We start from the raw sequence: 20333 nt of genomic DNA on the forward strand, positions 1-20333 counted from the left end.
GGCGTCCGCGCGACGGTCTCCTAACGGCGCGCGCGCCCTGCTTGACAGGCGATACGGGTGCTTGTACACTGCGCGCCCTGGGAGTCGCGTCCCGATGTTCACGATCCTTCTGCCCGACGTGCATGCGTCGGCCCAGCGGATCACCCGAAGCGACACACGTCGCGTCGGGCAGACCATCGGAGGCGCGACTTTCGCGTTTCAGGGCAATCACCCTCGACCGCATTCGACGAACGAGATGACCGCGCTCGCATCGCAGCTCCCACTCGCCACTCCGTGTCCCACCGGCGTCGTCCGGTCGGGCGCGGTCGCGGCCGCGCCGCTCGGCGCGGCGTGGGGAGCCGTGCGTGCGAGAGGGTCGGCGATCGTCGTGACGTACGACCGCCATGCGCGGATGGGCCACGAGCGAGGTCTGGGTGGCCCGCGAGATCGAAGATGGGCAGGTGTTCCGACCGGAGGCCGCGCGCGGTAGCGCGTCGTCCTCCGTCACCGGATCGGGAGCGACGACTCGCGCCCCACCTGCGCCATCGGCGAGGTGGGGCGCGTTGCGTTTCAGCGCGTCGCACGGCGGCACGACCGCTGTTTGACAAGTGAAGGTCGGGGGAAAGCAACAACGCAGTTGGCAGTTCCCTGCAATACCGTGGTCCGCCGTCGACCGGCGGAGCGGACGCCCGTGCGGACGGAAACGCGACTCCCACCGTTCGGGCGCGCCGCGACGTCGTGCCGGCGGCGGACCACGCCTTGGAGCCATAGCTCAATCGGCCAGAGCGCCCGGCTGTCTACCGGGAGGCTGCGGGTTCGAGCCCCGCTGGTTCCGTCCGTTAGGCGCCTGCATCGTCGCACGCTCGCCGACGGTACTTCATCCCTCACGGCCCCAGGAGGTGGCCAATGCCCGCGCAGTGTCTGTTGCTCGACGCGTCGTACGAGCCGCTCGCCCCGCTCATCACACTCTCCCGCGCGATGCGGCTCGTGCTCGCCGGGAAGGCGGAGATCGTGGAAGACGAGGGGCGCACCGTGCGCGCCGCCGAGCGCGAGCTCCGGCGCCCCGCGGTGCTCCGGCTCGTCAGTCACGTTGCCGTCCCGCGCCGGCACCGCCGCGGCGTGACGAACACGTGGCTGTTCGCGCGCGACGAGTACCGCTGCGCCTACTGCGGGCGCCATGAGCGCGAGCTCGGCGTCCGCGAGTTCCTCACGCGCGACCACGTGCTCCCCACGTCGCGCGGGGGGACGAACAGCTGGGAGAACTGCGTCACCGCCTGCCGCCGCTGCAACGGCCGGAAGGCGGACCGCACGCCCGAGGAGGCGCGCATGCCACTGCGCGCGGACGTCGCACTCGTCGCGCCGCACTTCGCACGGCTGGCGTGGCCGGTGCGCCGGCTCACGGCGCTCCAGCAGCAGTACGTCGCCCTGTACTTCGGCGACGACGTACTCGCGGCGCTCCGGTAGCGGGTTCTCACGCCCACGCGTGGGCGTCCGCCGCCGGGTCTGCCGCGTCTTCACCACTTCGATCGGAAGTACCGTAGCTCAGTCGGTTAGAGCGCGAGACTGTCCTCACCGTTCCCTTGCCCGCATGACCACGTGGTCGAGCGGGCCGATGGTCGAGGCTCATCGGATCTCGAGGCCGCGGGTTCGAGTCCCGCCGGTACTTCCACTCTTCGTTCGGCGCGTATGGGCTATTGCCGCGCGCCGCCGGGACGCGTAGCTCAACGAGCACGATCAGAGCATCGCCTCGCCACGGAAGCCCTTTGCCCGACGAGGGCCGGCGACCGTGGGCCTAACGAGGCGGCGATGCGGGTGAGAGACCCGCCGCTCCCGGTCCCACCTTCGCGACTCGCTCGATCGGGTCGCCGCGACTCGGTTACCCCTCCATTGAACCTGGAATTCCTGGGGAACCAGGGCCGAGCGCACCCTTCATCCGATCGGGCGCGACTCCGTGTGCTTCACGGCACCTCGCGTTTGGAACGCGGATGACGCGGATCCCGCGGATAGGCTCACGGCGTGAGCCTCGATCCGATCCGCGAGATCCGCGTGATCCGCGTCCTGAACGCGAGGGACCGTGCCACGCGCGGAGCCCCACGCGGCGCGACAGCGCCGCCCATCCACCCACCATCGACTCACAGGAGGACGAGCGATGTTCGATTTCACGCAGCACGTTGGCGACCTCGCGTCGCGCCTCCGGCGTCTCGCTTCGGCGAGTGCCACGCCGCAGGCCGAGCCGATCCCCGGCAGCACGCAGGTGCCTAACAGCGCCGGCGGCCACGCCGCAGGTCATCTCGGAGTTCATCGGGTGAGGGGCGCGTTCGGCAGCGTGTCGGTCTCGGCGGACACGGCGCGCGCGAGCGCGAGGAGCGGAACGACCGCCGCGCGTGGGAGGACGACTAGTACCCGACCCTCGACAGTGCTTTCCCCGGACCCTCCGACTCCAGTCATGGGTCCGCGCCGTTCACTCCGGCAGCGCGAACGCCACGTATGCGTCCCCCGACCGCGTGCCGAGCTTCCCGCCCCCGGCCGCGACCACCACGTACTGCCGCCCGCCGACGGCATACGTGCTCGGCGTCGCGTAGCCGGCGGCGGGCAGCGGCGCTTCCCACAGCAGCGCGCCGCTGTCCTTGTCGAAGGCGCGGATCTTCTCATCCATGGTCGCCGCGATGAACACCAGCCCGCCCGCGGTGACGATCGGACCGCCGTACTGCTCCGTGCCCGTCGGCGGGATCCCCTTCGCGGTGAGCGCGGCGTGCTCGCCTAACGGGATGCGCCACCGATATTCGCCCGTGTTGAGGTCGATCGCGCTCAGCGTTCCCCACGGCGGCTTGATCGCCGGATAGCCGTCCGGGCCGCGCCACCGCTCGTAGCCGGCGAACCGGTAGCGTGTGGAACGAGAGGCGGCGCCGGCGTCCGTCGTGGCGCCTAACAGATACGCCGCCACCGCGCGCGTCTCCTGGTCGGTGAGGCTCGGGAACGCGGGCATGAAGCCGCGACCGCGCCGGATCACCTGCTGGATCTGGTCCGTCGAGAGTCGCGCGCCGACGCCGACGAGCGACGGCACGCGGTCGCCGTCGCCGCGGCGGTCGGCCTTGTGGCACGCGACGCAGTTCGCCGCATAGACGTCGGCGCCGGTGCGTGCCGTGGTCGATGTCGCCGGTGCGGGGACCTCGCGCATCGCCGCGATCCACGGGACGTCGCTCGCGTTCACGTACAGCACGCCCGTCTCGCGGTCCACCGCGGCGCCGCCCCACTCCCCGCCGCCGTCGAACCCGGGCAGCACCACCGTCCCCTCGCGGCTCGGCGGGTCGAACAGACCGCCGTGACGGAGCGTGCGGAAGCGGTGCAGCGCGGAGTCGTGCGCCGCGGGCGACAGGTCGGTGAGATCCGCCTCGGTCATCGACTGGCGCGCGAACGGCGCCGGCTTCACCGGGATCGGCTGCGTCGGCCACGTGCGCTCGCCCGACAGATCGGACGGCGGCGCCGGGCGCTCCTCGACCGGGAACAGCGGCCGACCCGTCTCGCGATCGAACACGAAGACGAACCCCGACTTCGTGATCTGCGCGGCCGCGTCGACTCGGCGTCCGTCGCGCGTGAGCGTGACGAGGTTCGGCGCCGTGGGGAGGTCGCGGTCCCACACGTCGTGGTGCACGGTCTGGAAGTGCCACAGACGCCGGCCCGTCGCCGCGTCCAGCGCGACGAGGGCGTTCGCGTACAGGTTCGCCCCCGCGCGGTCGCCGCCGTAGAAGTCCGGCGTGGCCGAGCCTAACGGCACGAAGACGACGCCGCGCCGCGTGTCGAGGCTCATCCCCGGCCACGAGTTCGCGCCGCCGGCGCTGCTCCACGCGCCCTCGGGCCACGTCTCGGCGCCGTGCTCGCCGGGGCGCGGGATGGTGTGGAACGTCCACCGCACGCGGCCCGTGCGCACGTCGAACGCGCGTACGTGTCCCGGCGCGGCGCCCTCGCTCTCCGAGACGCGCGTGCCCTGGATCAGCAGGTCGCGATACACGACGCCGGGGCTCGTCGCGATGAGGTACCCGCCGCCGACGTCTCTGCCTAACGAATCCGCGAGGTCGGCCCACCCGCCGTGCCCGAACGTCGCTACCGGCTTGCCGCTCGCGGCGTCGACGGCCCACAGCCGACGGCCCGCGGTGACGAACACGCGCCGGTCGGACGCGTCGGGCGACTCCCAGTAGGCGACGCCGCGGTTCGCGTGGATCTCGCGCCGCTGGCCCTGCCACGGGTCGAAGCGCCACAGTTCCTCGCCGGTGTCGCCGCGCAGCGCGAGCAGCTGCAGCGTCGGCGACGTCGCGTACAGCACGCCGTGCACGACGACGGGCGTCGCCTGGATCTGCGTCCCGCCACTCGGCGACGCGTCGCCCGTGTGGTGGATCCACGCGACGCGCAGGCGCTTCACGGTGGTTCGATCGATCTGGGCGAGCGGCGAGTGGCGGCTGTTCCCCGGCTCGCCGCCGGTGACCGGCCAGTCGACGTCGCGTGGCGTCGGCGCGCCGCGGGCGCACGCGGCGAGGGCAAGGATGACGAGGGCTCGCTTCATGGCGGCCGAAGCTGGAGCGCGGGGCGACGACGCGCTACTGGAGCGGTTCGTCTCACGCGGAGCCGCGGAGAACGCGGAGATCTTCCACTTCGAACAGCAACGACCTGGGGATGAAAACGATCGAGAGATCCTGGCATCCTTTCATCCGCGGGTCTTGGCTCTTGATGTTCTCCGCGTCCTCCGCGGCTCCGCGTGAGCCAAAAACATATGGCGCCGTTCTCCGCCGACACGTAGTGTTACGGAGCGATGCCCACCTTCTTCCTCGCCTGCGCCCTCCTCGGCGGCGGCGTGGTGCTCCTGCAGCTCGTGGCCACGCTGCTCGGCCTCGACCACGACGCGCACGACCTCCACGCGCCGCACGCACATGACGCCGCCCAGGGGCTCCATCTCGGGAGCCTCCGGGCGCTCTCGGCCGGGCTCGCGTTCTTCGGGCTCACCGGCTACGGGCTGCTGCGCGCCGGCTGGGGCACGCCGGCGGTGCTCGGCCTGTCGGTCGTCGCCGGCGTCGCGGCGCTCGTCGTCGTGGCGGTGCTGCTCCGGCTCATGCTGCGGCTCGAGTCCGACGGCACGGTGCGCATCGAGAACGCGGTCTGGCAGCCGGCCACCGTGTACGTGCCGATCCCCGGCGCGCGCGCGGGGGCGGGCAAGGTGACGCTGTCGCTCCAGGGCCGGCTCGTCGAATACCAGGCCGTCACCGGCGAGGGCGCGCTCCCCACCGGGACGCCGGTGACCGTCGTCGACGTCGTCGCGCCCGACACGCTGGAAGTCGTTCGTACGCCCGCTACCCCTCTCGACTGAGGACTCCTCGATCATGTCGTCCCTGCCGCTCGCCCTGCTCCAGGTCTCCAACCCCGTCGCCGGGATGTCGACGGCGCTCGTCGCCGCGATCCTCGGCCTCGCCGTCGTGCTCGGGCTGGTGACGCTGTTCGTGTCGCGCTACAAGCGCTGCCCGGCGAACCGCATCCTCGTGATCTCCGGATCCGTCGGCGGCGGCAACGCGGCGAAGTGCGTCTCCGGCGGCGGCGCGTTCGTGTGGCCGGTGATCCAGGAGTACAACTACCTGCCGCTCGAGCCGATCAAGATGGACATCCCGCTGAACGACGCGCTGTCGCTGGAGAACATCCGCATCAGCGTGCCGGCGGTGTTCACCGTCGCCATCGGCAACGAGCCCGAGGTGCGGCAGAACGCGGCGATGCGACTGCTGGGCATGCGCCTCGACCAGATCGAGGGCACCGCGCACGACATCATCGTCGGCCAGCTGCGACAGGTCATCGCGTCGATGCGCATCGACGAGATCAACCGCGACCGCGACGGGTTCCTGCACAAGGTCCAGCACCAGCTCGAGCCGGAGCTGAAGAAGATCGGGCTCATGCTGCTGAACGTGAACATCAAGGACCTGAAGGACGGCGCCGGCTACCTCGACGCGTTAGGCAAGCAGGCCGCGCAGCAGGCGATCCAGACCGCGCGCGGCGACGTGGCCGAGCAGGAGAAGATCGGTGAGATCCGCGTCGCGAACGCGAACCGCGAGAAGGCCACCGCGGTGGCGGAGGCCGAGGCGCAGCGCGAGATCGCGCTCCGCGAGACGCAGCGCGAGCGCGCGACGCGCATCGCGCAGCTCGACAAGGAGCAGCAGATCGCCGAGCAGACGGCGGCGTTCGAGCGGGAGGCCGAGGTCGCGTCGGCGGAGCAGAAGAAGCGCATCGCGCTCGCCGCGGCCGACGCGACGGCGCTCGCCGGCGAGGCGGAGGCGAAGGCGCGCCGCGAGGCCGCGGTGGCGTCGGCCGATCAGAAGCGCCGCGTCGCGCTCGCCGAGGCGAATGCGACCGCGGTCGCCGGCGAGGCCGACGCACAGGCGCGCGTGGCCGCCACGAACTCCGCGCTGCAGGTGAAGCAGGCCGAGGCCTACCTCACGGCGGAGACGAAGAAGCGCGAGGCGGAGGCCGCCGTGGCCGAGGCGCAGAACCGTGCGCTCGCGCGCGCCGCGCTCGCCGAGGCGGAGCGCGTGGAGGCGGAGAAGCGTGCCGCGCTCGAGGCGCCCGCGAAGGCCGAGAAGGCGCGTCGCATCGTGGAGGCCGAAGCGGCCGCCGAGCAGGTGCGGCTCGCCGCGGAGGCCGAGGCGAACGCGACCCGCGTGAAGCTCGAGGCGCAGGCGCAGGGTGAGGCCGCGATCATCGAGCAGCGCGCCGAGGCGTTGGGCAAGCTGATCGAGAAGGCGGGTGGTGCGCGCGAGGCGTTCTTGCTGCAGCTGCAGGAGCAGATGCCGATGCTCGCCGAGACCGCGGCGAAGGCGATCAGCGGCATCAAGATCGACAAGATCGTCGTGTGGGAGGGCGGCAACGGCGTCGGCAACGGCAGCACGTCGAACTTCATCCAGAGCATGGCGCGGTCGCTGCCGCCGATGATGGACGTGCTGCAGAACATCGCCGGCGTGGAGCTGCCGAACTACCTCGGCAAGAGCGTCTCCGTGCCTAACGACGTGCCGACGCCGGGGAGCGCGGTGGCGGAGACGAAGGAGCCAGCGAAGGACGCGGCGAAGTAAAGGGACGCAGCCATCGGGGCAAAGCTCCACGAGCCGAAGGGGTTGGGACCGCATGTCGGGTTTGCGCCGCGTCCGTCGTTAAGCGGATCGCAGCCGACCCCAACCCCGGAGGCGACCGTGACCAGCAGCATCCGAACGCTCGTGCGCGCGTGCGCGCTCGTCGTGTCCCCCGCCCTCGCCGCCTGCTCCGACGGCGCGACGGCGACGCCCGACTCCACCGCCGCCCGCACTGTGAGCGTCGGCGCGACGGCGAGCGTGCGATGGAACCAGCGCGCCGTCGCCCTCGTCGTCGCGCGACAGCCCGCCAGCAACGGGCAGGCGGCGGTGAGCCGCATCCTGACCTATCTCTCGCTCGCGCAGTACCGCGCGGCGGCCGCGGCGCAGGGCGCCCAGACCACCGCGGGCGCCGCGTCGCCGTCGGTCTCCGCGGCGGTGGGAGGCGCGTCGGCCGCCGTGCTCGACGCGTTCTTCCCGCTCGACGTGGCATCGATCGAGGCGCAGCTGAACGCCGACCTCGCAGTGCCCCCGTGGCCGGGCGCGGCGCCCGAGGACGTCGTGGGCGGCCAGGCCCTCGGCCGGAGGATCGGCACCGCGGTGCTCGCGCAGGCGGATCGGGACAACTACCTCGCCGCGTCGCCCGGCACGCCGCCGGTCGGTCCGAGCATGTGGGTGTCGTCCAGCGCCGCGATCGTCCGCTCGCTCTACGGCGTGCGCCCGTTCTTCCTCCGCGCGCCTAACGAGCTCCGGCCGCCCGCGCCGCCGGCCATCGGCTCGCCGAAGTTCGTCGAGGCGCTGGCCGAGGTGCGCCGCATCGCCGACACGCGGACCGCGGAGCAGACGGCGATCGCCACGAACTGGAACACGTCGAGCGGCACGTTCACCGCGGGCGCGCTCAATCTCGTCGCCGACGACGTCATTCGCGAGCACGGCGCGCCGGAGCTCGACGCCGCGCGCGTCCTCGCGTTCGCGAACGCGGCGGCGTTCGACGCGCAGATCGCGTGCTGGGACGCGAAGTTCGCGTACTGGTTCATCCGCCCGTCGCAGGCCGATCCCGGCATCGCGCTCGCCATCGCGCTCCCGAACCACCCGTCGTACCCGTCGGGGCACTCGTGCATGACGGCCGCGCTGTTCGGCGTGCTGGCGAACGCGTTCCCCGACCAGCGCGCGCGCCTGGACGCGATGGTGGACGAGGCCGGGATGTCGCGCGTCTACGGCGGCATCCACTACCGCTTCGACATCGACGCGGGGCGCGACATCGGCCGCGCGGCGGCGGCGCTCGCGCTCAACGGCTCACTCAAGTAGTGCGCGGCGCAGCAGCACGCGCGCCTTCGCCCAGTCGCGCTCCACGGTGCGGACGGCGATGCCTAACGACTCCGCGATCTCCTCCTGCGTGAGCCCGCCGAAGAAGCGGCACTCGACGACGCGCGCGAGCCGCGGCTCGACCGCGGCCAGCCGCTCCAGCGCCTCGTGCAGCTGCAGCAGCGCCTCCGGCTGGTCGTCGGCCGCGATCCGGTCCTCGTCGAGCGAGACGCGCACGCGCCCGCCGCCCCGCTTCTGCGCGAGGCGCGCCTTCGCGCGGTCCACGAGCACGTGGCGCATCGCGAGCGAGGCCACCGCGAGGAAGTGCGCGCGGTCGCTCCACCGGGCGCGCGACTGGTCGACGAGCTTGAGATACGCCTCGTGCACGAGCCCCGTCGTCTGCAGCGTGGCGCCCGGGGCGCGTGCCGCGAGCTGGCGGTGCGCGATCCGGCGCAGCTCGTCGTACACGAGTGGTACGAGCTGCTCCAGCTCCTCGTGCGCGCGGAGCGCGTCGAGCAGATCGGGGTGCGGCGTGCCCGTCATGCCTAACGCCCCGCGACCTCGATGAGGACGACGTCGGAGTTCTGCCGCACGCGCTCGAACACCAGCCGCGTCCCGTCGGGCGACACGTCGAAGCGGCGCAGCGACTCGCCGGGGCGCAGCCGGGTCAGCGGCCGCCGCCGTCCGGTCGCGACGTCGAGCAGCCACAGGTCCTGCCGTCGGAACCCGCCGAGCTTCACCACCATGCGCCGCGCGTCGGGAAGGAAGCGGTAGCTCTCGCCGATGCGATCCACGACGAGTGGCGGCAGCGCGTACGGCCGCCCGTCGGGCGTGACCGCGGCGACGGGCACGCTCCGCCCGCGCGGCGCGGCCGAGTACACGATGAAGCGGCCGTCGGGCGACCACACCGGGTTGGACGAGACGGAGTCGACGAGGCGCACCGGCGCGCCGCCGCCTAACGGGATCTTGTAGATCCGCACGCCGCGCGCGTCGGCCGCCGCGGCGGCGAGCCACGCGCCGTCGGGCGACCACGACGCGGCGCCGCGCACGTCGAGCGACTCGGCTACCGCGCGCACGCCCGAGCCGTCGGCGGCCATGCAGTGGAGCGTCGAGCGGCCGCGGCGGCGCACGGGGACGCACAGCCGCGCCCCGTCGGGCGACACCGCTGCGGCCCCGACGACGGTGCCGTCGTTGGGCCGCCACACCTCCGCGGCGCCGCCGCGATCGCCGCCGCGATCGCCGCCGGCGAGCCGCCACAGGCCGTCCGCGCCGCCGCGCGACGCGAGGTAGAGCACCGACCCGTCGGGCGCGAAGCGCGGCGCCGCGCCGCGCGCGGTGGGCAGCGCGACACGCAGCGCGGCGCGCTCGTCGGCGACGCTGTCCGTGACGGGGACGCTCCACAGCTCCACGTTCGCGTTCGACACCGTCGCCACGAGGCGACGCGGCCGGCCCGGCACCGGCGCGCTCGCGGCGATCGAGACGTATTGCTCGACGCCCACGCTCACGCGGTGCGCGACGCGCGCGTCGACGTCCATCGCGTACAGCCACGGGCCGGTGCCGTCGTCCCCCGTCGCCGTGTAGAGCAGCGTGCGATCGTCCAGCAGCGCGGGATACGCCACGCGCGACGCGTGCGTCGTCAGTCGCTCCGGCGCGCCGCCGCTCACCGCGACGCGCCACACGTCCATCTCGTCCGGCGGCACGCCGTGCGCGAAGTACAGGTACCGGCCGTCGGGCGACCAGGTGAGGTAGTGCGAGTGCACGCCGGGCGAGGAAACGAAGATGCGACGCGCGTTCGCGCCGTCGGCGTCGGCGACGTAGACCGGGTCGCCCGGCGTCGCCTCGTGGTACGCCAGCCGCGCGCCGTCGGGCGACCACACGGCCATCACCGCCGTGCCGAGGAACGGGCGCAGCGGACCGCCTAACGTCGGCACGAGCGCGAGCCGCGCGGGCGACGTGATGTCGCCGACGCGCAGCCACACGTGCGCGCCGTCGTGCGCGAAGCCGACGTTGCGCACGTCCTCGTTGTACAGCTGCGGCACGGCGCCGCGCGTGAGATCGACGAACTGTCCGGTGCCGACCTGCGTGACGAGCGCGTCGAACACGCTGTCGCGGTCGGCGAGGAACGCGACGAACTGCCCGTCGGCGGAGATCGCCGCGTCGACCTCGTCGCCGGCGAAGTCGGTGAGCCGCTCGATGCGCGCGTTCGCCCACCGCGCGCGCCACGACGCGGCGGCATCGCGCCCGCGCCACCACGCCGCGCCGCCGACGACGGTGCCGACCGCCGCGATCGCGAGCGCGGCGACGACGGCCGTACGCGCGCGGCGCCCCCGGCCACCACCCTGCCCGGTCGGGATCGCGTCGAGTCGTCGCACCAGCTCGGCCGCGCTCTGCGGCCGCTCGGCCGGACGCTTCGCGAGGCACGCCGAGACGAGCGCGGCGAGCGCGGGCGGCACGTCGGGGCGCAGCGTGTCGATCGACGTCGGGTGCTCCGCGAGGTGCGCCTGCAGCACGTCCTGCCGACTCGCGCCGACGAACGGCGGCCGGCCCGCGAGCAGCTCGTAGGCGAGCACGCCGACCGCGTACACGTCGGCGCGATGATCGACGTCGGGATCGGCCGCGATCTGTTCGGGCGCCATGTACGTCGGCGTGCCGATCACGAGACCGCTCGCCGTCGCGCCCGCGCGCACCGTCGCCTCGGTCACCGCCTTCGCGACGCCGAAGTCGGTGACGACCGCGTGTCCGCCCGCGAGCAGCACGTTGTCCGGCTTGATGTCGCGGTGGACGATGCCGCGCTCGTGCGCGTAGGCGAGCGCGTCGCACACGTCGCGGAGGATGCGCGCCACATCGTCGAGCGGCAGCGGGTTGCCGCCTGCGAGCCGCTGGCGGAGCGAGAGCCCGGCCTCGTACGGCATCGTGTAGTACAGCAGCCCCTCCGCGTCGCCCGAATCGTACAGCGGCACGATGAGCGGATGACGCAGCCGCGCGAGGATCTCTATCTCGCGCAGGAAGCGCTCGGCGCCGAGCGCCGACGCGAGCGCCGGGTGGACCACCTTCATCGCGACGTCGCGTCCGTGCTTGCGATCGTGCGCCCGATACACCGTCGCCATCGGCCCCTGGCCGAGCACCTCGTGCACCACGTAGCGCTCGGCGAGCGCGTCCGGGAAGCGCGGCGTCGGGTCGGTGAGGAGCTCGGCGAAGCGCTCCGTGGCCGGCCCGTCGAGCAGCGCCGACTCGCGCTCGCACTCCGCGAGCAGCGCCTCGAGCAGCGCGCGCCGCGCCGGATCGCCGGCGCTCAGCTCGGCGATGCGCTCGTCGCGCCGCTCCGGGGGCGTGTCGAGCAGCGCGTCGATCAGCGACACGATCTCCGACCAGTCCGCGCTCGGTCGAGGCGCCGATTCGGGTGCGTCAGTCATGCCGACGGGTGAGAGTGCGGGCCCGTGGGGGGGGGGCCGCGACGGGGATACGGTACGCGTCCGCGGCGCTTCGCGTTAGGCTGGCGCGGCGTCTTCCCCGCTCGTGTGCCGGACGTCACATTCGCCGCGGCCCCGAACCCCCTCCCTCATGCGCACCCCCGATCGCCGTCCATCGCACGGCCTCACGCGCCGCGAGGCGCTCGCCGCCACCACCGCCGGCCTCGCCGCGCTCGGCGGACTCGTCACGACCACCGAGGCTCAGCCGATGTCGGGACGCCTGAAGCAGTCCGTGTCGCGATGGCCGTACGCGTCGATCCCGCTGCCGGAGTTCTGCCGCGCGGTGAAGGCGTTAGGCATCGTGGCGATCGACCTGCTGCAGCCGGACGAGTGGCCCGTCGTGCGCGACGCGGGGCTCGTCTGCTCGATGGGCTATCCGACGCCGCGCCGCGACTTCATCCCCGCCGGCTTCAACGACCGCGCGAACCACCCCATGCTGCTGCGCGAGCTGGAGGCGACGATCCCCCGCGCCGCGCAGGCCGGCGTGCCCAACGTCATCGCGATGTTCGGCAACCGGAAGGGCCGGAGCGACGCCGAGTCGATCGAGAACTGCGTGGTGGGGCTGAAGCAGATCGCGCCGCTGGCCGAGCAGCACGGGGTGACCGTGTGCGTCGAGCTGCTGAACAGCAAGGTGGATCACAAGGACTACCAGGGCGACCACACCGCGTTCGGCTCCACGGTGATCCGCGGCGTCGGCTCGCCGCGCGTGAAGCTGCTGTACGACATCTACCACATGCAGATCATGGAGGGGGACGTGATCCGCACCGTGCGCGACCACTTCGCGGACATCGCCCACTTCCACACCGGCGGCGTGCCGGGTCGCCACGAGCTGGACGACACGCAGGAGCTGAACTGGCACGCCGTCGCGCGGGCGATCGCAGACCTCGGCTTCACGGGATACATCGCGCACGAGTTCGTGCCGACGCGCGATCCGCTGACGTCGTTGAAGGAGGCGGTGGCGACGTGCACGGTGTGAGGATCCGTCGCGCGCTCGTCGCCGCGCTGGTGCTCGCGCCCGCGACGCTCGCGGCGCAGGACGATTCCGCGTCGACGCGAGCGAAGCACGACGTGCTGTGGCACCGGATGGAGGACTCCGTGCGCGCGATCGCGGAGCGCACCGACGCCGTGGTCGGCGTCGCGATCCTCGACCTCACCGACGGACGCGCGCTCTACCTGAACGCTGACGCGGCCTACCCGACGGCGAGCACCATCAAGATCGCGCTGCTCGCCGAGCTCTATCGCCAGGACGAGCGCCGCGACGGCGCGAAGCTCGGCGACACCTACACGGTCGACGCCAAGGACGCGGTCGGCGGCGCGGGGATCATGGGCGGGCTCTCGCCGGGCGCCACGCGGCTCACCAATCGCGACCTCGCGCGGCTCATGGTGTCGCTCAGCGACAACTCGGCCACGAACGTCCTCATCGACCGCGTCGGGATGGAGCGGGTGAACGCGCTGCTCTCCGGGCTCGGTCTCGAGAAGACGCGGCTCCGGCGGCACATGATGGATACGCGGGCGGCACGCGAGGGGCGCGAGAACACGGCGACGCCGCGGGAGCTCGTGACGCTGCTCGGCGCGTTGCACGCCGGCCGAGTGTTAGGCAGGGTGGCGACGGACTCGTTCTTCGCGATGCTGAGCACCGGGAAGAACGGCTACATCACCCGCCTGCTGCCGCCCGACGTCACCGTCGCGAACAAGCCCGGAGATCTCGACGGGGTGCGGAACGATGCCGCCGTGGTGTTCGTGCCGGGGCGGCCGTTCGCGATCGCGGTGCTGACGACGTACGGCGGGGACGATCGCGCGGCGGAGGGGCGGATCGCGGAGATCGCGCGCGCCGCGTGGACGTACTTCGATCGCGTGGGGCGGAGCTGGGCGCTGGGACGCGTCGTGCGCTGAGCGCGCGGAGGCACCATGACACCGGCCGGGTCGTGGCTGCTGGTCTCGCTGCCGGTCGCGCTGGTTGCGATCGGGCTGCTGGTACGTGTCGCGCTCAGCCTCGTGCGCGCGACGCGCGCCGCGGTCGTGGTGCGGGTGCCGGTGCGCGCGGAGCAGCGAGTGACGTTCGAGCGTGGGGGCGCGCTGTCGCTGAACCTCGAAGCGAGCGACCTCGCGCGGGCACGCGTGGGGCTCCGGTTCTCGCTGACGGCCGCCGACGGGTCCGAGGTCCTGCTCCGACCGGCGGTCGCGCCGATCACCGTGTCGTCGTTCATGCGCGCGCGCATGGAGCTCATGCGGCTCACGCTTCCCTCGCCTGGCGCGTACGTGCTCCGCGTCGACGGTGCCGACCCGCGGGACGGGAACGACGCCATCGTCTTCACGCGACCGTTAGGCGCGTCGCTCGTCCGCCACGTGGTCGCGCTGATCGCGGTCGGGGCTCTGCTCGTCGGCTCGCTCGTCGTGTCCGGCCTCGCTCTCCTCGGCGGCTCACGCGCGGCGGCGCCCCGCACGCTCGAGGCGACGATCGCGGAGGCGGCCGCGGTGGTGCGCGCGCGAACCGTGGGCAGCGGCGCGCCGAGGTTCCAGGTGCTCGAGACGCTCGCCGGTGCCGTGCCTGCGCATGTCGCCGGCGCCGGTCGGGCGGAGGGACTCGTTCTTGATACGCGCGCCGCGGAGGCGTCGGGCTACCGCGCGATGGACGGGCAGGAGGTGATCGTGCTGCTCGCCCCGGTGCCGCCCGCGACGGCGGACGCACCGGCCAGCGTGCGCGTCGGCGAGCCGCTCGCGCTGCTGCCGATCGTCGACGGGCGGGTGGTGTTCCTGCCTAACGATCCGGTGGGGCGACGCTCGCTCACGCTGGAGGAGCTACGCCGGCTGAGCGCGCGATGAGGCGCGTTACTCTCGGGCCGCACCGGGCGTGAGAACCTGCCGCGCCGCGGCTCTCTATCGAGATGTGCCGTCCCGTCCTGCCGTCGCCGGGCGACGCCGCCCCGCGGGCACGATGCGCGTCATCGACCATCAGGGACATGCCCTCGAACTCCACGTCACTTCGACGCGCGGTCATCGCCGGCTTGACCGCGACCGCGCTCGCGACCGCCCCGCGAGCCGCTCACGCCCAGACCATCCTCTACAAGGTCTCCGTCCCGCGATCCGCCGTGACGCGTACCCTCGAGGAGGCCAAGAACGACACGGGCGTCATCTGCAAGGTGACCGCGAAGGACTACCCAGCGGTCAAGGACACTTCCGCGCGCGACACGCTTCTCGTGCAGATCCGCGGCGACGACCGCGAGCAGCTCGTCGCCGCGCCCCGTGGGATCTCGTTCGGCGTCGCCGGCGTCAAACCGGCCACGGTCGACAGCGGCCATACGCCCGCTGGCGTCGCCCCGATGAAGGGGAAGACGTGGACCGGCGCGCAGCTCACCGTCACGCGCACGGCCGACCAGATGTTCATCTGCACCGCGTCGATCAAGCGCGACTCCGAGCCCGACGACTCGACGCGGCACCCGTTCCGCGCCGGCGTCGGGGCGAGCTTCACGCCGCTCAGTGGCGTGAGCAAGGTCGAGCTGTACTACGACGTGACGATCTTCCTGCCGGACGCGTTCCGCACGCCGGCCGGCCATCGTGCGCGCTGGGGCATCGACGCGGGGCTGACGAACGGCCGCTTCGCCGGTACCAGCGACACGTCCGCGAATCCCGCGGTCGCCGCCGTGGCGCACCCGGGGAAGGAGCCCGGGAAGACCGACTCGGTGCTCTACATCCGTCAGAGCGTGACGACGACGCATGCTCGCAGCAGCGACCTGCTGTCGCTCTATCTCGCACCGACGTTCCGACTGTCGCCCGGCCTGTTCTGGGTCGCGCATGCGGAGGCGACGAAGCGCGACCTTTCGACGACGGTCACGCTGAAGACGACGAAGCCCGACTCGACGCTGTATCCGGGCACGACGCTTCCCGACACGGTCAGGCTGCGGCCCCGCATCCAGCCCGCCGGCACGACCGTTCCGCCGCTGGCCGACACGACGCGGACGTTCCGCAGCACGCAGTACGACGCGTTCTTCGGCACCGGCCCGCTCGTGGTGATCAAGCGGTCGCAGGTGGAGTTCCGGACGAAGCTCATCTTCGGCGTCGGGAGCTATGGCCCGGTGACCACGGGGTCGTACGTGGGCAGCTTCCGCGTGACCGACTTCGCGCACTCGTTCAAGCTGGGCGGCGAGGTGCGTGGCGAGTTCGCGAACACGAACCCGTCGATCATCGTGTTTCTCGCGAAGGACTACGACATCAAGCACCTGGCCGAGTTCATCTTCGGCAGCAGCAGCGGCGACTCGTCCAGCAAGTGAGCGGCTCGGGTGGGTCGCCGCTGCCCGTTAGGCAGGACGAAGCGCCGACGCGGCCTCGGCCCGCGCGGCCGCGTCGAGCCCGTCGACGAGCGACGCGAGGTGCGCCGGCGTCGTGCGCGGGTTCATCACCGTCGCGCGCAGCACGCGGCGGCCGCCGAGCACCGTGGCGGTGATCCAGCCCGCGCCCGACGCGTTGTAGCGGGCGCGGGCCCGCGCGTTCACGAGATCCAGGTCGTCCTCGTCGCAGGCTCCGTCGCCCACCCAGCGGAAGCACAGGATGTTGCACTCCGGCTCGTGCAGCGGCACGAACCGCGGGTGCGCCGCGAGCAGGTCGTGCAGCGCGCGCGTGGTGTCGCACAGGTGCGCGTAGAGCGCCCCGAGCCCGTCGGCGCCGTAGCGCTGGAACGCGACCCACAGCTTGAGCGCGTCGGCGCGTCGCGTGCACTGGAAGCTGCGCACGCCTTGGTCGCGCACGCGGTCGCCGGGATCGGCGCCCTCGACGAAGTCGGCGGTGAAGAGATAGGGCGCGTGCTGCGCGAACGCGGCCTCGAGCCACCGCTCGTCGCGCACGAGCACCACGCCGGCCGCCATCGGGAGCAGCAGCATCTTGTGCGGATCCCACGCGATGGAGTGCGCGCGCTCGATGCCGCGCACGCGAGCCGCGTGCTCGGGCGCGAGCAGCGCGCTCGCGCCGTGCGCGCCGTCGACGTGCAGCCACACGCCGCGCGTCTCGCACCGGTCGGCGATCGCGTCCAGGTCGTCGAAAGATCCGGTGGCGGTGGACCCCGCCGTCGCGACGACGGCCATCACGCGCCGGTTGGCACGCTCCAGGGTGCCTAACGTTTCATCGAGCGCCGCGACGTCCATGCGGTGGTCGCGCGACGCGACGTGCACGACGGCGTCGAGACCCAGTCCCATCTCACCGGCGGCGCGCGCGACGGCGTAGTGCGCGTGCTCGCCGCAGACGATCACGGGCGGCTCGGCGCCGACACCCTTCGTCCACACGTCGGGGATCGCGCGGCTGCGCGCGGCGAGGAGCGCGGCGAACGTCGCCTCGGTGCCGCCGGACGTGAACGTCCCGCCGGCGTGCGGGCCCAGCCCCGCGAGGTCGGCCATCCACTGGATGACACGCGCCTCCACCGCCGTCGCCGTCGGGGACATCTCCTGCACGGCGATCGACTGGTTCAGCGCCGCGACGACGACCTCCGCCCATGTCGCCGCGGGGAGCGGGCCGCCGACCTGGTGGCCGACGTACATGGGATGGTGCAGTCGGTTCGCGTCGGCGACGACGTCTCTTGCGAGTCGCGCTGCCACGTCGGCGATGGGGCGGCCGGTGCGGGGCAGCGGCTCGTCGAAGCGTTCGACGAGCTCCTGCGGCGTTCGCGCGGTGGAGACGGGACCTTCGCCAGTGCCGGCGGACCCGAGGTACTCGGCGGCGACGTCGACGAACGGGAGCGCGGCGTCGCGCGCGGCGTCAGCGAGGAAGGCGGCGAGGACGTCGGCGGCCGCGGCGTAGGGTGCGGGCATGCCGCAAGGTAAGCGGCGGTCGGCGGGCGCTCATCCGTCCGCGACCCCGGATGCACTACGCGAACGGCGCCCGGGATGACCGGGCGCCGTCTCGTAAGTCCTGGTCCTGCAACGATGGCCAGGGACGGAATCGAACCGCCGACACGGGGATTTTCAGTCCCCTGCTCTACCAACTGAGCTACCTGGCCGCACGCCCCATGTCCCGGAACGTCCGCGAAGGATAGACACCTAAACGCCTGAACGCAACCGGCTTACACCCCTCAGTCAGCCAGCCAAAGGCACGCGCTCACCGCTCCAGCGGCCACCGCGCCGTGATCACCGACTTGATCCCCCCCCGCACGTTGAAGTCCCCCGTCACCTCCATCCGCTTCGGCTGCACCGCCGCCGCCAGGTCGTCGAGGATCCGGTTCACCGCCCGCTCGTAGAAGATCCCGTCGTTCCGGAAGCTCCACAGGTAGAGCTTCAGGCTCTTCAGCTCCACGCACACCTCGGCCGGCACGTATCGGATGCGGATCGTCGCGAAGTCCGGCGCCCCGCCCTCGAGCGCCTTGAGGTCCGTCGCGTCCCCCTCGATCCCGCCAAGCGGACAGAGCGACGTGAACTCCGCGGACTCCATGTAGATGTCGTAGTCCCGGTCCGGATACGGGTTCGGGAACGTCTCGAGGATCTCTGGCTTCGGCATGGCCGGAAGCTAAACGGGCAGGTATCGCGCGTGGGACGTGGCTCGTCCTCCGACGAACCCGCCGGATCCCGTCGAATGTCCCCGTCGCTCGTCAGGCAGCGCGCCGCCCGCGCCGCCGTCGTCTTCGCCGCGGCAGCCGCCGTCGCCGCCTGCGCCGACGCGCCGTCCGCCCCGCGCCGCGCGCCCGCCCGGCCACACGCGGACATCACCGCTAACACCGGCGACCTCCTGCTCGCGCTCCAGCAACCCGCCACGGGCGACCTCGCGTACTGGGTCGTCCGCGCCGGGACCGTCGTCGCCACGCAGCCCTACGGCGACGTCCCCGCTGCCTGGCGCATCGTCGGCGCCGGCCATCTCGTCGTCGATCCCGAGACCGCGCTCCTCTGGCACAACGGGACTACGGGCGATCTCGTCGCGTGGTACTTCGGCACGAGCGGCACCCTCGACAGCACGCGCGCCATGCCGAGCGCGCCGCTGCCGTGGCGCGTCGCCGCGGTCGCCGACATGAACGGCGACGGCCGCTCCGACCTCGTGTGGCACGACGCCACCTCGGGCGCGGTCATCGTCTGGCTCATGGACGGCCGGACCATCGCGTCGTCCGTCTCGCTCGGCGCGGTCCCGACCGAGTGGCGCCTCGCCACGGCGGGCGACCTCGACGCCGACGGCCACCCGGAGCTGCTCTGGGAGAACACGCAGTCCGGTGATCGCGTCGCCTGGCGCATGAACGGCACGGCCGTCACCGCCACGACCGCGCTCGGCACCGTCCCCACGAGCTGGTCGATCGTCGCGGTCGCCGACTGGGACGGCGACGGCCACGCCGATGTCCTCTGGCAGGACGCCGCCACGAGCGCGCTCGCCGTGTGGCGCATGAACGGCCTCGCCCATCTCTCGACGCTCACCCCGGCGAGCCCGCCGGCGCCGTGGCGCGTCGCCGGTGCAGTGGTCGCCCCATGACGCCGGCGCTGATGAGTCGGCGCTGAAAAAGCGGCGCTGGAACCGCGCGGCATCAGAGCCGCCGTTCCAGCGCCGAGGTATCAGCGCCGCCCCATCAGCGCCGCCTCACAGTGTCGTCGAATTGTTCCGCAGCTTGCGCGACATCTCCTCCAGCAGGTGCCGCTCCTCGAGCGTGAGCGAGTCGAGCCCGTGCTGCGAGATCTTGTCGAGCACCAGGTCGAGCGCCTCGCGCCGGCTCGCGGCGGTCACGGTCGTCGGACGCGGCGGCGCGGGGACGACGGGGCGCGGCGGCTTGTTCATCGTCAGCGCCTTGCTCTGCTCCACCACCTCGTCCACCTCGCTCTGCCGCTCGCGCGGCCGGGGAAGCGACCGCGGCACGGGGCGCGGCGGCTCGTCGCCGAGGTCGGGCGCCGTCGCGACGCGCTGTCGCAGCCGGTCGACCGACGGGGCGCTCGGCCGGAGCAGATAGAGCAGACCGAACGCGGCGCCGCCGAGGTGCGCGAGATACGCCACGCCGCCGCCGTCCACGCTGCCGGCCGACAGCGCGCCGGCCGCGAGGTTGAGCGCCACGAGGAAGAGCGCGAACCAGCGCATCTTCATCGGCACGACGAGGAACAGGTACATCTCCTCGTTCGGCCACCGCATCGCGTACGCGACGAGCACGCCGAAGATCGCGGCCGACGCGCCGACGAGCAGCGCCTCGTGCGGCACGAACAGCGACTGGAACACCACGCCGCCCAGCCCGCAGAACGCGTAGAAGAACACGAACGCGCGCGTCCCCATCGCGCGCTCCACGCGGGGCCCCAGCGCCCAGAGCATGTACATGTTCACGGCCAGGTGCCAGAACCCGGCGTGCACGAACATGTAGGTGAGCGCGGTCCACGGCGCGCCGTTCCGCACGTCGGCGAACTGGAAGCCGAGGAGCGTGGGGAAATCCCGCTGCAGCGTGAGCTGCACGAAGTAGATCGCCACGTTCGCCGCGACCAGCCACAGCACGGCCGGGGTCAGGCGCGGGACCTCGTAGTCGTCGGACGACGCGGGAAGAGCCATGGGGCCT

At 72.6% G+C, this 20333-nt stretch carries 15 protein-coding genes and 3 tRNA genes; 11 read left to right on the forward strand and 7 right to left on the reverse strand.

Annotated elements, in window-relative coordinates; translation table 11 throughout:
• Positions 1 to 740 precede the first annotated feature (740 nt).
• The 3 genes from J421_RS04395 to J421_RS31975 all read left to right on the forward strand — a co-directional run bounded on the left by J421_RS04395 (position 741) and on the right by J421_RS31975 (position 1648).
• Positions 741 to 814, forward strand: a tRNA-Asp gene (locus J421_RS04395).
• Positions 815 to 885: 71 nt separating this feature from the next.
• A complete protein-coding gene (locus tag J421_RS04400; protein WP_025409957.1) occupies positions 886 to 1443 on the forward strand; it encodes an HNH endonuclease in 558 nt (185 codons plus the stop codon).
• A gap of 67 nt (positions 1444 to 1510) precedes the next feature.
• Positions 1511 to 1648: transfer RNA gene (locus J421_RS31975), tRNA-OTHER, on the forward strand.
• 792 nt (positions 1649 to 2440) lie between these two features.
• Here J421_RS31975 and J421_RS04405 read toward each other — a convergent pair.
• Positions 2441 to 4537, reverse strand: a complete 2097-nt coding sequence (locus J421_RS04405) for a pyrroloquinoline quinone-dependent dehydrogenase (RefSeq protein ID WP_025409958.1) — start codon at positions 4535 to 4537, stop codon at positions 2441 to 2443.
• 246 nt (positions 4538 to 4783) lie between these two features.
• Here J421_RS04405 and J421_RS04410 point away from each other — a divergent pair, with 246 nt between their 5' ends.
• The 3 genes from J421_RS04410 to J421_RS04420 all read left to right on the forward strand — a co-directional run bounded on the left by J421_RS04410 (position 4784) and on the right by J421_RS04420 (position 8378).
• Positions 4784 to 5335, forward strand: a complete 552-nt coding sequence (locus tag J421_RS04410; protein WP_025409959.1) for a hypothetical protein — start codon at positions 4784 to 4786, stop codon at positions 5333 to 5335.
• Positions 5336 to 5348: 13 nt separating this feature from the next.
• The gene (locus tag J421_RS04415) at positions 5349 to 7076 is read left to right on the forward strand and encodes a flotillin family protein (RefSeq protein WP_025409960.1); all 1728 of its coding nucleotides are present in this window, start codon (positions 5349 to 5351) and stop codon (positions 7074 to 7076) included.
• Between the two features lie 117 nt (positions 7077 to 7193).
• A complete protein-coding gene (locus tag J421_RS04420) occupies positions 7194 to 8378 on the forward strand; it encodes a vanadium-dependent haloperoxidase (protein ID WP_025409961.1) in 1185 nt (394 codons plus the stop codon).
• Here the strand turns inward: J421_RS04420 and J421_RS04425 are convergent.
• Both J421_RS04425 and J421_RS04430 read right to left on the reverse strand, forming a co-directional pair.
• The gene (locus J421_RS04425; protein ID WP_025409962.1) at positions 8367 to 8918 is read right to left on the reverse strand and encodes an ECF-type sigma factor; all 552 of its coding nucleotides are present in this window, start codon (positions 8916 to 8918) and stop codon (positions 8367 to 8369) included. The genes J421_RS04420 and J421_RS04425 overlap by 12 nt on opposite strands.
• Positions 8919 to 8920: 2 nt before the next feature.
• Complete coding sequence (locus tag J421_RS04430; RefSeq protein ID WP_104022243.1) at positions 8921 to 11788, reverse strand: protein kinase domain-containing protein; 2868 nt, start codon at positions 11786 to 11788, stop codon at positions 8921 to 8923.
• A 148-nt stretch (positions 11789 to 11936) separates the two neighbouring features.
• Here J421_RS04430 and J421_RS04435 point away from each other — a divergent pair, with 148 nt between their 5' ends.
• The 4 genes from J421_RS04435 (at position 11937) to J421_RS04450 (ending at position 16113) form a co-directional block, all read left to right on the forward strand.
• Entirely contained in the window at positions 11937 to 12821 is an 885-nt protein-coding gene (locus J421_RS04435; RefSeq protein ID WP_025409963.1) for a hydroxypyruvate isomerase family protein, read from the forward strand.
• Complete coding sequence (locus tag J421_RS04440) at positions 12818 to 13738, forward strand: serine hydrolase (RefSeq protein ID WP_025409964.1); 921 nt, start codon at positions 12818 to 12820, stop codon at positions 13736 to 13738. Before J421_RS04435 ends, J421_RS04440 begins: the two co-directional genes overlap by 4 nt.
• A 15-nt stretch (positions 13739 to 13753) precedes the next feature.
• Positions 13754 to 14668: a hypothetical protein gene (locus J421_RS04445; RefSeq protein WP_025409965.1), complete on the forward strand. Its 915-nt coding sequence runs from the start codon at positions 13754 to 13756 to the stop codon at positions 14666 to 14668.
• Positions 14669 to 14934: 266 nt separating this feature from the next.
• On the forward strand, positions 14935 to 16113 hold the full coding sequence (locus tag J421_RS04450; RefSeq protein WP_148306150.1) for a hypothetical protein: 1179 nt from the start codon (positions 14935 to 14937) through the stop codon (positions 16111 to 16113).
• A 27-nt stretch (positions 16114 to 16140) separates the two neighbouring features.
• On the opposite strand, the gene J421_RS04455 is transcribed toward J421_RS04450, so the two are convergent.
• From J421_RS04455 to queF, 3 genes are all read right to left on the reverse strand, one after another.
• The gene (locus J421_RS04455) at positions 16141 to 17640 is read right to left on the reverse strand and encodes a pyridoxal phosphate-dependent decarboxylase family protein (RefSeq protein WP_025409967.1); all 1500 of its coding nucleotides are present in this window, start codon (positions 17638 to 17640) and stop codon (positions 16141 to 16143) included.
• A 115-nt stretch (positions 17641 to 17755) separates the two neighbouring features.
• A tRNA-Phe gene (locus J421_RS04460) sits at positions 17756 to 17828 on the reverse strand.
• 98 nt (positions 17829 to 17926) lie between these two features.
• Complete coding sequence (gene queF / locus J421_RS04465; protein WP_025409968.1) at positions 17927 to 18322, reverse strand: preQ(1) synthase; 396 nt, start codon at positions 18320 to 18322, stop codon at positions 17927 to 17929.
• Positions 18323 to 18397: 75 nt separating this feature from the next.
• Here queF and J421_RS04470 point away from each other — a divergent pair, with 75 nt between their 5' ends.
• Positions 18398 to 19276 carry an FG-GAP repeat domain-containing protein gene (locus tag J421_RS04470; RefSeq protein WP_025409969.1) on the forward strand — a complete coding sequence of 293 codons (879 nt, stop codon included), beginning with the start codon at positions 18398 to 18400 and terminating at the stop codon, positions 19274 to 19276.
• 105 nt (positions 19277 to 19381) lie between these two features.
• On the opposite strand, the gene J421_RS04475 is transcribed toward J421_RS04470, so the two are convergent.
• Entirely contained in the window at positions 19382 to 20326 is a 945-nt protein-coding gene (locus J421_RS04475) for a rhomboid family intramembrane serine protease (protein ID WP_025409970.1), read from the reverse strand.
• Positions 20327 to 20333: the final 7 nt, after the last annotated feature.

The sequence above is a fragment of the Gemmatirosa kalamazoonensis genome, from assembly GCF_000522985.1.
Lineage (GTDB): Bacteria > Gemmatimonadota > Gemmatimonadetes > Gemmatimonadales > Gemmatimonadaceae > Gemmatirosa > Gemmatirosa kalamazoonensis.